This is a genomic window from Campylobacter sp. GB48 (genome assembly GCF_049221845.1).
In the GTDB taxonomy this organism is placed as follows: domain Bacteria; phylum Campylobacterota; class Campylobacteria; order Campylobacterales; family Campylobacteraceae; genus Campylobacter_D; species Campylobacter_D lari_C.
In genome coordinates this window covers 106,212-120,598 of sequence record NZ_JBMJAR010000004.1, presented here as the reverse complement: position 1 = coordinate 120,598, position 14,387 = coordinate 106,212, and the positions used below count along the sequence as shown (strand labels likewise).

At 30.1% G+C, this 14,387-nt stretch carries 9 protein-coding genes; all 9 read left to right on the top strand.

Annotated features, from left to right (window positions below; all coding sequences use genetic code 11):
• Positions 1-576: 576 nt before the first annotated feature.
• The 9 genes from ACOTVC_RS03860 to ACOTVC_RS03820 all read left to right on the top strand — a co-directional run bounded on the left by ACOTVC_RS03860 (position 577) and on the right by ACOTVC_RS03820 (position 14,370).
• The gene (locus ACOTVC_RS03860) at positions 577-4,359 is read left to right on the top strand and encodes a DUF7149 domain-containing protein (RefSeq protein WP_421627754.1); all 3,783 of its coding nucleotides are present in this window, start codon (positions 577-579) and stop codon (positions 4,357-4,359) included.
• Positions 4,359-6,074, top strand: a complete 1,716-nt coding sequence (locus tag ACOTVC_RS03855) for a pentapeptide repeat-containing protein (RefSeq protein ID WP_214099218.1) — start codon at positions 4,359-4,361, stop codon at positions 6,072-6,074. The genes ACOTVC_RS03860 and ACOTVC_RS03855 overlap by 1 nt, the downstream gene beginning before the upstream one ends.
• A gap of 94 nt (positions 6,075-6,168) precedes the next feature.
• Entirely contained in the window at positions 6,169-7,521 is a 1,353-nt protein-coding gene (locus ACOTVC_RS03850; protein ID WP_250323628.1) for a biosynthetic peptidoglycan transglycosylase, read from the top strand.
• Between the two features lie 184 nt (positions 7,522-7,705).
• Positions 7,706-9,649, top strand: a complete 1,944-nt coding sequence (locus ACOTVC_RS03845) for a BCCT family transporter (RefSeq protein WP_421627751.1) — start codon at positions 7,706-7,708, stop codon at positions 9,647-9,649.
• Positions 9,650-9,690: 41 nt separating this feature from the next.
• On the top strand, positions 9,691-11,226 hold the full coding sequence (locus tag ACOTVC_RS03840) for an ABC transporter substrate-binding protein (RefSeq protein ID WP_214115938.1): 1,536 nt from the start codon (positions 9,691-9,693) through the stop codon (positions 11,224-11,226).
• A gap of 11 nt (positions 11,227-11,237) precedes the next feature.
• Positions 11,238-12,176: an ABC transporter permease gene (locus tag ACOTVC_RS03835; RefSeq protein ID WP_039619694.1), complete on the top strand. Its 939-nt coding sequence runs from the start codon at positions 11,238-11,240 to the stop codon at positions 12,174-12,176.
• Positions 12,169-12,945 (top strand): ABC transporter permease, encoded by a 777-nt coding sequence (locus ACOTVC_RS03830; protein ID WP_421627750.1) that lies wholly within the window; start codon positions 12,169-12,171, stop codon positions 12,943-12,945. Before ACOTVC_RS03835 ends, ACOTVC_RS03830 begins: the two co-directional genes overlap by 8 nt.
• Positions 12,942-13,715 carry an ATP-binding cassette domain-containing protein gene (locus ACOTVC_RS03825; protein ID WP_421627748.1) on the top strand — a complete coding sequence of 258 codons (774 nt, stop codon included), beginning with the start codon at positions 12,942-12,944 and terminating at the stop codon, positions 13,713-13,715. Before ACOTVC_RS03830 ends, ACOTVC_RS03825 begins: the two co-directional genes overlap by 4 nt.
• The gene (locus tag ACOTVC_RS03820) at positions 13,699-14,370 is read left to right on the top strand and encodes an ATP-binding cassette domain-containing protein (RefSeq protein WP_421627746.1); all 672 of its coding nucleotides are present in this window, start codon (positions 13,699-13,701) and stop codon (positions 14,368-14,370) included. The genes ACOTVC_RS03825 and ACOTVC_RS03820 overlap by 17 nt, the downstream gene beginning before the upstream one ends.
• The last annotated feature ends 17 nt before the right edge of the window (positions 14,371-14,387 follow it).

Sequence of the window (14,387 nt, the reverse complement as noted above, 5' to 3'; positions counted from 1 at the left end):
CTCCATCCCGAACCAAGAAGCTAAGCACATCGTGGGTGATGATACTACGCCTTACTGGCAGGGGGAAAGTAGCTCATTGCGGACTTGTTAATTCTCTTATTATTCTTACTTTATATATAATCCTATGTTTGTTTTTATTGTTAATTTTTAAATTAGTTTATAAAATTTAGTTTTATATGCTATTTGGTTATTGAATTGTTTTAATGGTTTATAGATGGTTTGGGGTTGGGTGATATTTTATTGTTAGTTATTATTTAGATTGTTGTTTGTTTGGATTGGAAAGATTGGTATTTGAATTAAATAGTGTTGTGGTTTTATAAAATTATAGAATTAATTAGACTTGTTTTATTTGTATATTGTAAGGCAAAATTTATTGTTGGGCTAGAATAAATATGCTTGATAAAGATTAATGGTTTTTGGTTGGTGGATTTTTTGGTTTTTGTTAATTGTTATATCTAGATATAGTATATAATGACATGTGAAAATAGTATGGATGACAATGATTAAATCAACTTCTTTTCAATCCTTTAAAGTAAATTTTAGTAAAATACAAAATATTCTTTATAAAGGTTAAAAATGCACTTTACTTTGCTAAATGAAAAAGATTTTTTCAACCCTTACTACCGCAAAAAGCAAATCACACAAAATGAATTTGACACTTTTAGCAAGGTTTTAACACAGTATATAGAAAGGCTTGAAAGCTCACAAAGTCAAAATGAAGACTATCTTGTAGCCAACGCACTTAGTCCATTTTTAACCACGCTAAATTTCAAAACCCACATCAAAACCAAACAAAAAGGCAAAAGCGAGATCGATTTAGCCATCGCTAAAGATGAGCTTAGCAAAGACTTGGAAGTTCTCATCGAAGCTAAAAAGCCCAACTCAAAAGAATTCATCACCCACACAAAGCCAAATTCCAAAGCCTTGCATGAAGCTATTTTGTATTATTTTAGAAACAGAGAGCATAGCTTTAGCTTGAAATTTATCATCATCACAGACTTTTATAAATTCTACATTTTCAAAGCTAGTGAGTTTGAAGAACTTTTTTATAAAAACACAAGCTTTAAAAAGCTTTTTGAAGAATTTCAAAGTCCAAATTCACTTTTTAAAGGCAACACCGATGAATTTTACAAAGAAGCAGACAAGCTCATAGAAAATTCCAAAGAAAGCTTGAAAGGCTTTTTCGTCGATTTGGCTTTTTTAAAAGACAAGCAAAAGTCAAATTTCAAAAACCTAGCAAGCATTTTTAAAACCTTCCACAAAGACTTTTTGCTAAATGAATTTAGCTCAAATGACGCAAACTCACTAAACAACGCATTCTATAAAGAGCTTTTATACATCTTGGGTTTAAGCGAGAGCAAACAGCTTTCTAAATTCATCATTACACAAAGTGAGCAAAGCAAACAAGCCCAAGGCACACTTTATCATCTCATAGCGAGCAAGCTTCCAAAGCATGACTTTGAAGAGGTGTTAAAATTCATCATACTTTGGCTAAACCGCATTTTATTTTTAAAGCTTATTGAGTCTAATTTGGTTAGATTTAACGATGATAAAACCCTAAAATTCTTAAACTATGAAAAAATTCCAAATTTCACCACCCTTTCACACCTTTTCTTTGATATCTTAGCTAAAGAAAAGCACACAAGAGCGCAGAGTAAATTTAGCTATTTGCCTTATTTAAATTCATCGCTTTTTGAAAAGCAAACCATCGAAAAAACCACACTAGAAATCGCTACTTTAGAAAATGACGCTTCGCTAGAGTATCACCCACACACGCAGTTAAAAGATGACAAAGGAAAAAGTAAAAAAGGCAAAGTAGGTTTGCTTGAGTATTTGTTTGAGTTTTTAGACAGCTTTGATTTTGGAGCAGATGAGCAAAGCGAAGAACTCATCAAGCAAAAAGAACTCATTAACTCAAGTGTTTTGGGAAATGTCTTTGAAAAGTTAAATGGCTACAAAGAAGGTAGTTTTTATACCCCAAGCTTTATCACTTCATATATGTGTAAAGCAAGCATAGAAAAAGTTGTGCTAGATAAGTTTAACCATACTTTTAAGTTAAATGCCACTAAGCTAAGCGAGCTAAGAACCCAGCTACGCCAAGAAAAAATCCCTCAAGAGCAAAAACTAGCCTTGCTAAATTCCATACGCATTTGCGATCCTGCGGTGGGAAGTGGGCATTTTTTAGTTTCAGCTTTAAATGCCATGCTTATGGTGCATTATGAGCTTGGTTTGTTTGAAGAGGATTTTTACCTAAGCGTGCAAAATGATGAAATTTTAGTGCAAAATCACAAAGGCCAGTTTTTAGAGTATAAACGCCCTGATTTTGACAAGGACAAAACCCACCTTTGTCAAAAAGAACTTTTCGAGCGTAAAAAAGACATCATAGAAAACAATCTTTTTGGAGTAGATATCAACCCAAACTCATGCGAGATCACTAAACTAAGACTTTGGATAGAGCTTTTAAAACACAGCTTTTATGAAAGCTTTGATGATGCAAACTATCATGATCTTAAAACCCTGCCAAACATCGATATCAACATAAAATGCGGGAATTCGCTTATAAGTTATTTTGAAATTCACAAAAGCCTTTCTCACTACCCAAACATCAAAGAACGCATGGATAAATACAAACGCATAGTCAAAGACTACAAAGAAGGCTTTTACACCGACAAAACTCTCATCGCAAAAGAGATCAAAAACCTCAAAGAGTCTTTTAAAAATTTCTGCTTAAAAGACAAATTTGCCAAAGAGATCAAGCAACTTACCAACGGCGCTAATGAATACTCTAAAAAATACGGCGATTTTTTAGCGCAAGATGAAAAAGATGAGAATTTTAGAGCATTTTTCTCTAAAAATATGTTTGAATTTGACTTTGATGAAAGTGCAGCTAAGAAAGAATTTAAAAAGCTTAAAAAGCTTTATGAGAGTATATTTGACTTAGAAAGTGCAAATCCTTTTGAATGGCGTTTTGAATTTAGCGAAGTGCTTGATGAGAGTGGGAGTTTTCAAGGGTTTGATCTCATCATCGGTAATCCACCTTACATCAGACAAGAAGATATCAAAGAGTTAAAGCCAAATTTAGCCAAAAACTATAAGGTATATAAAGGCACAAGCGACATTTATACCTACTTTTATGAGCTTGGGTTTAATGTGCTAAAGCAAAATGGTGTTTTGTCTTTCATCACTTCAAACAAATACACAAGAGCAGGTTATGGAGAGCCTTTGCGTGAATTTTTGCTTAAAAATACTACGCTTTTAGAATACATCGATCTAAATGGCATAAAAGTCTTTGATAGTGCTACGGTAGATACTTCCATACTAAGCTTTGAAAAAGCAAAAACTAAAGATAGTAGCTTTAAGTACCTAGCCCCAAACACCGAGCTTTTAAAAGAAAACGACTTTAGCATAGAAAGCATTTTAAATTTTAACAAAATCGCACAAAATTCTTTAAGCAAAGAAAGCTTTACTTTTAACGATGAAAGCACAAACGCACTAAAAGCAAAGATAGAAAAGCACGGCACTCCACTTAAAGACTGGCATGGGCTTAATATAAACTATGGCATAAAAACGGGCTATAATGAAGCCTTTATCATCACTACTGAAAAAAGAGATGAAATTCTAGCTAAATGCAAAGATGAAGCCGAAAAAGAACGCACCGCCAAACTCATACGCAAAATGTTACGCGGTAGAGATATAAAAAGATATAGTTATGAGTGGGCGAATTTGTGGATTATAGTTTTTGAATTTGGAAGTTATAAAATTTTAGAAAAAGAATATCCTGCTATATATAATCATTTAAAACAATACAAGAAAAAACTTCAAGCTAGGGGACAATGTACTAATAAGCCCATAACGGATCAAAAACCATATTTAGGACAACATCATTGGCTTGAGTTAGATAACAATCCAAATAAAGATTATTTATCGCAGTTTGAAAAGGAAAAAATAATATATAGTGAAATTGTGAGAAGTCCACAATTTTATTTAGATACAAAGTTAAATTTTTACGCAGAAGCAACAAGTTTTATTTTAACAGGGGAAAATCTAAAATATCTCATTGCTTTTTTAAACAATGATTTTGTGGCTTTTATATTTAAAACATTTTATGCCGGTGGAAACTTAGGTGAAAATGGATTTAGATATAAAAAGGCATTTTTAGAAAGACTTCCTATACCAAAAATAAATTCTAAAAATGAAAAACTAGCAAACGAGCTTATAAGCTTAGTCGATGAGATTTTAAATTTAAAAGAACAAGACAAAAAAGCAAACACCAAAACCCAAGAAGACAAAATAAACTCTATCGTTTATAAACTTTACAACCTAACCGAAGAAGAAATAAAAATTATTGAAGGAAAGTAATGAAAAGAAATATACACAATATCAAACTAGAGATACCAAATAGTGGTATTTTTATAAAGGGTTTAGAAAATGAAAATTTAATTATTTCTTTAGATATTGTGAAATTTATTAAAATTAATGGAGAAAAAATTAAATCTTTTGGTGGAAAGTTAGATGCTGGAGAATTGGCTAAACCATTAAATCCATATATTATCTATAAAACTTTAGAAGAAAATCATAAAAATAATTTTAATGGCGTTAAAATTATAGACAAAATAGAAGAAGAAAATAACATTTTTTATTATTTTAATTTCGGATTAACATTAAACACTTTTATAGGACAAATAGAAGAAAATATAGATGAAATTTTATTAAAAAAAATAAATAAAATGAAAAATTTTATATCATTTTGTTGTTTTTATTATGAAATAGTAGGAGACGCCACTTCAATTATCCCAAGTGAGCTTAAAAATTTAAAAAATAGTTACGGCTATGAAGGAAAAAACTATAAAAGTATTTTTAAAAAAGAAGTTTATATAAACTATAGTTGCCTTGAAAGAATAGTTTTTTCAAATTGCGAATTTAAATCTAAAGTATCTTTACATGCAGTTGATGGAAGTAATAAAAAAATTGCTTTTTTTAATGGTGTAGATTTTTCAAATTGTATTTTTGAGGATGAAATAAATTTTAAACGCTTTGTATCAGGCACTCCATTGCCTGATGATAAGTATTATAATAATGAACAAGATACTATATTTGAAAATTGTATTTTTAAGAAAAGAGTTGATTTTCATAATTCTAAATTTGTTAATAGTGTATATTTTACTAATTCTCATTTTAAAGATTATGTTGATTTTCACGCGTGTGAATTTAATAAAATAGCTTGTTTTTATGGAGTTACATTTGATAAAGCTCCAAATTTTTCTCAAGCGATTTTTAAAGGAAGTTTAAATGCTGTCAATACAAATTTAAATTTTACTTTTGATAATTTGCAAGAAAAAATCAAACAAGAATATGAAGATTTTAATAAAAATGAGAGAGATAAAAAACCTTTAGATAAATTTGCAAATGATTTTAGAGATTCTTTTAGAGTTTTTAAAAATGCATTGATAAAAGACAATAATCTTTTAGATGCTTCAAACTTTCATAAATACGAGCTTTATTGTAAAGAGTTAGAATTAAAAAATAAAAAAGGCAAAACCTTTAAAGATGTGGTGGATAAATGGCAACTTTTCTTTTATCGCAAACTTTGTGATCATCATACAGATATTTTGCAGAGTTTAAATTCGCTTATTTTAGTGATAGGAATTTTTGGTGTGCTAAATTTAGCGATAATTATAGGTTTTAATCGTTATCTTGATTATAAGCTTATTTTAGAGCATTTGTATTTTTCGTTAGATTTTTATAATTTGCATATAAAACCTTTCATAGAAAATAACTACTCGTTTATAATGTTTGTAAATTTTATAATACTTTTTGTCTATTTGATTTTAGTTGGTTTTGTCTTGTGTGTAAAATATATAAGAGAATTTTTTATAACTATATCTTATGTGATAACTTTCTTTATCATGGTAACTTCACCGAAAATTCTTATTCCTGCTATGGGGATTTTTACAGATAAAAGAGTTATGTTAGATCCACTTAGTGTGCTTGGTGGAATTTATACAATTGTTTTTGGCTTTGTTGTGTATTCTTTTGTAAAAACAATTAGAAAAAACTCCATAGTGCCAAGTTGAAAGATGTTGAATAAAATATAACAAATTTATGAAGTCAAAGAATATAAGTGCAGAAAATTATAGGTTCAATGATGAGTAAAATTACAAGGAGTATATGATGGATTGGCAACAGTATTTTCCAACTTATCATTTTAATGAAGATAAAAACAGAGATATTGCTCTAGAAGAGTATAAATTTTGCTGTAAGATTCTCGAAAGTGAAGAAAGAATTTTTGATAACTTGATTAAGTATATGCTTGCATTTGGGGCAGTGATTGTTTCTCTTCTATCAGGAGCAAATAAAGAGATTAAAAAAATATTTGAAAATTTAACAGATAATCCTAATCATTTATGGTTTTGCATTGTTATTTTAGCGATATTGTTTTTTGTTTTTATGACAAAAAATTTTGCAGAAAGGCAAAAATCTATTATTTTTGCAAAAAGAAAAATTATTATATTAAGAAGAATGCTTGGCATGGATTATGGAACTCAAGAATTCTTGTTTAAAAAGGGTATGTTTGAAGGTGCTAACATGCCTTTTAGTATTAGATTGAATGTTAGTTATCTGTACTCCATTATACCTATTTTATGTTTTATAACATTATTTATTATAATAAGGTCCTTTTTAGAGTATCTCTTGATTTTTACTATTGTTTTTAATTGTGTAGTGTTTGTTATGTTGTACCTGTTTTATATTTATTGTATTTTAGATGTAAATGAAACATTATCTTTGGTTATTTTAAGATTTTTGTTTTCAACTCTTGGTATAAGTTTTGTAGATAATTTTGAGCATATTCTATATAGAGCTAAATTGTCAGTTTATGAGTGTAAAAGACAAAAGATAGATTTAGATAGTCTTAAAAAAATACTGATTGCGATTGAAGATCAAAAATTTTATCAACATAAAGGAGTAGATTTTAGGGCATTGTGTAGAGCTTTGTTGTCTCGTTGTAGAAAAATACCTTTTATTAAAAAAATACCTTTTATTAAAAAAATTCCATTTACTGGCGGTTCTACTATTACTCAACAGCTTTTTAGGACTTTGTTTATTGAAGATATGGATAAAAAAGTATTGAGAAGGAAGATAGCTGAAATTTTATTGAGTTATTTTTGGTTTAATAAAATTTTAAATAAAGAAGAGCAAATTGAAATCTATTTAAATGCTGTGCGTTTTGATAAAAAAGTATTTGGAATAAAACAAGCAATGGGGCATTTTTATAATAAATGTATTAAAAATCCTTCAAAAGCACAATCTTTTTTTCTTATCGAGCGTGTTTCCGTTACAAGCGGAACAATGCTTCCAAAAGTGATTGATACTATCGTTAGATTAGAAAAAGAAAAACTTTTAAATAAAAAGGATATTGAAGATATTATCAAAATATATACTCAAGTTCATCAAGATAATAAAATTAAAGTATTTTTTAAGAATAGAAATATTTTAGAAGAATTATCCAAAAAATATAAGTAAAAATTAGTATTTTAATATCGTAAACTTTTACTCTGTATATTCTCGCTCCAAAAAACCGCACGTAAAAACTCCATAGTGCCAAGCTAAATCAAAAGGCTTATTAAAGCCTTTTTGTTTTTTGGTTTTTAAATTTTGCTCATTTTTAGCTTATGGTATAATGAAAATTATCCAAAAAAGGAGTGCCATGCTAAAGACAAGTTTTAAAAAATCAGTTTTTATCCCAAGCATTAGCATTATAATTATCTTAAGTCTTAGTTGTATTTTCTTGCCTAAGCTTACAAATGATTTTATCAATCATATCAAAGGTGGGATTTTTGCAAATTTTTCATGGTTTTATATATTAAGCGTGAGTTTTTTTGTGTGTTTTATGCTAGCACTTGCTCTTTCAAAATTTGGCGATATCAAGCTCGGCGATGATGATGAAAAACCTCATTTTAAATTTACTTCTTGGCTTGCTATGCTTTTTGCTACGGGTATGGGTGTGGGGCTTATGTATTTTGGTGTGGCTGAACCTCTCATACATAAAAAAGCCTTACAAACAAGCGATGAAGAAGCTATGCTACATACTATCTTTCACTGGGGAATTCACCCATGGGCTATTTATGGGGTGTGTGCTTTGGCTATGGCGTATTTTGGTTTTAGATATAAAATGCCTCTTAGCTTGCGTAGTGCTTTTTACCCTTTGCTTAAAGACAAAATTTATGGTTTTTGGGGAAATTTAGTCGATATGCTAGCTTTGATTGTCACGGTTTTTGGTATTAGCACTACGCTTGGTTATAGTGCTTCTCAGCTTAATGCTGGCTTTTTAAATTTAGGCATTTTAAACGAACAAAGCTTTTTAGAACAAAGCGTGATTATAATCATCATCATTTTTTTAGCTACGCTTTCATCGATTAGTGGTTTGACAAAGGGCTTAAAAATTTTAAGTGAGGCAAATTTGGTTTTTGCAGTGTGTTTAATGCTCTTTGTGCTTTTTTCAACCAACACCATTCAAATTCTTTCACAATTTAGCTCTAATATTGGCAATTATTTGCAAAATTTAATTTCTTTGAGCTTTAAGACTTATTATTATGAAAAAGAACATATAGAATGGTTTAATAATTGGACTATTTATTATTGGGCTTGGTGGCTTAGTTGGGCGCCTTTTGTGGGCTTTTTCATTGCTAAAATTTCTCGCGGTAGAACGATAAGAGAATTTATCTTTGGTGTGCTTGTAGTGCCTACTAGTTTTAATATACTTTGGTTTAGCATTTTTGGCAATAGCGCTTTAAATTTTAATGATATTTTAAGTCCTTTTACTTCAGCACCTGAAAGTTTGCTTTTTTATTTTTTACAAAATTTTTCTTTTTCTTATTTTAGTTCTTTGCTTGCACTTTTGGTTTTAGCTTTGTTTTTCATCACTTCAGCAGATAGTGGGATATTTGTGTTAAATTCTTTAAGCAGTGGTGGGGCTCATGAGCCATACAAATGGCAAAATATCCTTTGGGGTTTTGTGCTTGCACTTTTAGCTACTTCTTTGCTGTATTCAGGCGGTTTGGGAGCGATTTTAAGTATCACCATGATAGTGGCTTTACCTTTTGCATTTTTGCTTTGTTTGATGTGCTTTTCACTGCTTAAAGGTTTAATCGTAGATGTAAATTACTCTTTAACTAAGCTTAGTCAAAGTAGTGTGTATTTTTCAGGGGAATTTTGGCAAGAAAGACTAGCTAGAATTTTAAAACAAAGCAAAGAACAAGACATACAAAATTTCTTAAATACCAAAGTTAAAAATGCTATGGAATCACTCAGCCAAAGTCTAAAAAACTACGGCTTGAAAACACAGATTGTTCAAGAAAAATCAAGTATAAGTTTGATTATAAAAAAAGAATTTGCAAAAGATTTTATCTATGGAGTGCAAGTAGTAAAAAAACAAGCAAGTCAAAGCATAATCGATGATAAATTTATGCCAACTTATTCTAAAGAATTTATCTTTGAGCCACAAACTTTCTTTGCTGATTCGCGTAATGGTTATAATATAGAGTATTTAAATGAACAAGAAATCATCGTAGATATACTAAAGCAATATGAGAGGTATTTGCAACTTTTATTTGATGATAAAAATGAAATTTTTACTAAAGCTTATGATTAAAAGTACTATAATTAAAATTTATTTCAAAAGAAAGGAAAATTATGTTGCGATTTTTTTTAATGCTTTTTTGTGCTTTAAATCTTTTTGCTGCTACGCCAAAAGATACGATTGTTATAGCAGTGGAGAATGAACCAGAGCGTATTAATCCGCTTTTTAGTGAAGATCATGATGTGGCGATTGCTCTTGTGTTTTCAGGGCTTACACGCTTTGATGAGAATATGAATCTAGCGCCTGATCTTGCTAGTTCTTGGAAAGTTAGCAAGGATGGGCTTGTTTATGAATTTACTTTAAGAGATGATGTGTTGTGGCATGATGGGGCTAAATTTAGCGCTAAAGATGTGGAATTTAGTATAAATGCTTTAAAAGATGAGAAGCTAAATTCACCTTCAAAAGTAAATTTTGACGCAGTTAAAGAAGTAAAAATCATCGATGATTATCACTTGTCTATCACACTCTCAAAGCCTTTTCCTGCATTTTTAGACGCTTTGAGTGTAGGGATTTTACCAAAACACTTGCTTGAAAAAGAAAATTTAAACACCACTAAATTTAATCAAATGCCTATAGGAACAGGATCTTATAAGCTAAAGCAATGGAAACAAGGTCAATACATGATCTTAGAAGCAAATGAAAATTATCATTTAGCTAAGGTAAAAACACCAAAACTCATACTAAAACACATTAAAGATCCAAGTATAAGTGCTATTGAGCTTAAAAATGGTTCTATTGATGTAGCTTTGGTTGATTTTGCTCTAGCTTCAAATTTTGAAAATGATAAAAACTTTAAAATGCTTATAGAACCTTCGGCTGATTACCGTGCTTTGATGTTTAATCTTAATCATGAGTTTTTAAAAGATCAAAATGTGCGTTTAGCACTAAATTATGCTATTGATAAACAAGCTATTATAAATTCACTTTTGCATTCTTTTGGAAAGGTAGCAAATCATCCTTTAGAAAAATCATGGGCAAATCCTAAAGAATTTGCAAGCTATGTTTATGATGTAAAAAAAGCAAATGAGCTTTTAGCAAAAGCGGGCTTTGTGAAAAATAAGAATGGAATTTTAGAAAAAAATGGCAAAGAATTTAGCTTTGAAATGTATGCTATGAGTGAAGATCCACTAAGAGTGGCTTTGGTAAATATCTTACAAAGTGAGTTTTTAAAGCTTGGCATAAAAGCAAAAGCGGTAGCTAAGCCAAGTGGAAGTTTTGATTATACGAAAATTGATAGTTTTTTAGTGGGTTGGGGTAGTCCTTATGATCCTGATTTTCATACCTTTAGAGTTTTTGCAAGCTCTCAAGATAGTGCTTTAAACTCAAGTGGATGGAATTTTGGTCATTATCAAAATGCTAAAGTTGATGAGGCTTTAACAAAGGCTAGAAATTCGCTTGATGTAAACGAAAGAAAAAAACACTATAAAGAATTTATCGATGCATTGCATGAAGATCCTGCGTTTTTATTTATAGCTTATATTGATTATCCTTTAGTTTTTGCTAAAAATATCCAAGGTATAAAACCTCACATTTTAGGTCACCATGGGGTAGGTTTTACTTGGAATGCTTATGAGTGGAGCAAAAATTAGTGTTAAAACTCATTTTTAAACGCCTTTTATGGGCGTTTTTTTTGATGATTTTTGCAAGTTTTTTATGCTTTGTGATGATTTATCATGCCAAAGGAAGCGTGGTCTTTGCTAGTGTGCCTCAAGGAACTAGTATTAAAATAAAAGAAGAAATCGAGCGTAATTTAAATTTAGACAAGCCCTTATTAGAGCAGTATGAAAATTGGCTTTTTAATGCCTTAAAAGGCGACTTTTCCTACTCTTTAATCAGCGGAGAAAAAGTTAGTGAAATTTTAAAAGAAAAACTTCCTTATACCATCATACTGGGGAGTTTAGCTTTTTTTATACTTTTTGTGTTATCTTTGGTTTTAGCACTTTTTTGTGTTCTTTATAAAGATAGCTTTTTAGATAAATTTATCACTTTTTTAACGATGAGTTTTTTTGCATTGCCTGCTTTTTCTTTATCATTAATGCTTATTTTAGTTTTTGCTGTATTTTTTAAGCTTTTTCCAAGTTCGGCTATTGCTGATATTGGTTTTGAAGATGATGTGTTTAATCGTTTGTGGCATTTGTTTTTACCAGTATGTGCTTTAGTGCTTTCGCATTTAGCTGTTTTTGTGCGTTTTATAAGGACAAGTTTGATTGATAGTTTAAATCAAAGCTTTATAGAAAGTGCTTTTGCAAGAGGGCTTAGCAAAACAAGAATTTATTTGCACTTTGTGTTAAAAGATGCTTTTGGTTCTATACTTGCGTACTTTGGTGCTTCTTTTGTGAGTTTTTTAATGGGAACTTATATAGTAGAAAGTGTGTTTTCTTATGAGGGCGTGGGAAATTTGGTAATTAAAAGCATATTGTTTAAAGACTATCCTGTGGTGCTAGCTGTGGTGATTTTTAGCATTTTAGTGGTGGTGCTTGTAAATTTGATCGTAGAAATAATTTGTAAGATGATTAATCCAAGGTTTGCTAATGCGTAAGTTTTGCGTGATGATGATTTTGCTAAGTTTTATTTTAGCACTTTTTGCACCTTTAATAAGTTCTTATGATCCAAATTTAGTGGATTTAAGTAAGGCTAAAATAGCCCCAAATTTAAGTCATATTTTTGGTACAGATTTGCTTGGCAGAGATATTTTTACGCGTATTTTATATGCCTTGCGTGTTTCTTTATTTGTAGGGGTAATGGCAGCATTTTTTAGTGTGCTTTTTGCTTGTGTTTATGTGTTTTTAACAAGATTTTTTGCCTATGCTTTTTTCGCTAGAGTGCTTGATATGCTTTTAGCACTACCTTCTTTGCTTGTGATTATGTTTTTTCAAAGTTTTTTGGCAGGATCTTTGTGGAGCATGATTTTTATCATCGCTTTGGGGCATTTTGCTTTTGTGGCAAAGGTGCTTGATACCCAACTGAATAAATTTCAAAAACTTGAGTTTTATCAAAACGCTATCATTTTAGGTTCTAGCAAGATGAAAGCTTTATTTAGCGAGCTTTTGCCTGCTTGCTGGAATTTGCTTTTTGTGCTTTTTGTTTTAAATATCGCTCATGCTATTACAAGTGAAGCCACTTTGAGTTTTTTTGGCTTGGGTGTAGAGCTTTGGACTCCAAGTTTAGGAAATATGCTAAATGAAGCAAGTAAGGCTGTGTTTTTAGGATTTTGGTGGATGATAGTTTTTCCAGTAGTCTTTATACTTATGCTTATCTTACCTTTGCTTGCTTTGGGCAATGATTTACAAGAAGAGATTAAAGCATGATAGAAATTTCAAATCTTAATCTCAGCTTTAAAGATAAAATCTTACTAAAGGATGTAAATCTTAATTTAGAAGATGGCAAAGCTTTGGCTATCATGGGTAAAAGTGGAGCAGGAAAAAGCTTGCTTTTAAAAAGTATGATTAAGCTTTTTGATAAACACTATAAACTCAATGCACAAAAATTTCAGATAGATCAAAAAGATATTTTAAATTTAAAAGAAAAAGAGCTAAACGCCTTAAGAGCTAAGGTAAATTTGCTTTTTCAAGATGTTTATGGGAGTTTTTATCCTCTTGTTGATATAGGGAGTTATTTTAATATAGTTTTAAAAACTCATACGAGTTTAAGCACAAAAGAGATTAAAGAAAGGGCCTTTTATTATTTTGAGTGTTTAGGGCTTAAAAATCATGATCTTTTGTGGCATTCTTTTATATATCAGTTAAGTGGTGGTATGGCAAGACGTGTTCAAATAGCGCTAGCTTTGTTAAGCGAGGCTAAGTATTTATTGTGTGATGAGATTACAAGTTCTCTTGATAGGGCTAATGAAGAAAAAATCATCACTATTTTAAAAGAGTTAAAAGCACAATTTAAAAATCTCATTTTCATCACGCATGATATAAATTTAGCCAAAGAGCTTTGCGATGAGGTGGCCATCATAGAAGATAAAACTTTGCTTTATCAAATGCCTATGAAAGAGTTTTTAAACAATCCAAAAGGTATTTTTGCCAAAGAATTGTTAAATTATTTTGAGAATGAAAATGTTTTTAGAAGTTAAAAATTTAAGCAAATCTTATAAATTTAAAAAACACTGGTATTTAAAAGAAGAAGAAATTTTTGTTTTTAAAGATGTGAGTTTTGCTTTAAATCAAAATGAGAATTTATTGCTTTGTGGGGAAAGTGGTAGTGGAAAAAGCACCTTGGCTAAAATTCTTTGCATGCTTGAACGCGCAAATACTGGAGAAGTTTTGTTTGAAAATGAAAGTATATTAAATTTAGATTTTAACACTCAAAGAAAATTACGCCAAAAAATTCAATATATTTTCCAAGATCAAAAGCTGGCTTTAAATCCTTACAAAAGCACTAAAAGACTTTTACTTGATGTGTATGAAAATTTTAAACTTAAGCCCGATTTTGAAGAGCTTTTTAAGCTTTTTGATGCTTTTGAGCTTGAAAAAGATATTTTAAATTTAAAACCCTCTAAGCTAAGTGGTGGTCAAAGTCAAAGATTAGGTTTGATTAGAGCTTTGCTTTTAAAGCCAAAATTGCTTATTTTAGATGAAATCACAGCAGCGCTTGATATAGTGACTGCTTATAAAATTTTAAACTATTTGCACGCTTTTCAAAAAACGCATGATATTACTTATATATTTATTTCTCATCAAGAAAAAATCTTACAAGATATATGCCATAAAAAAGTGTTTTTGCAATAAAGATAAAAATTGTTTCA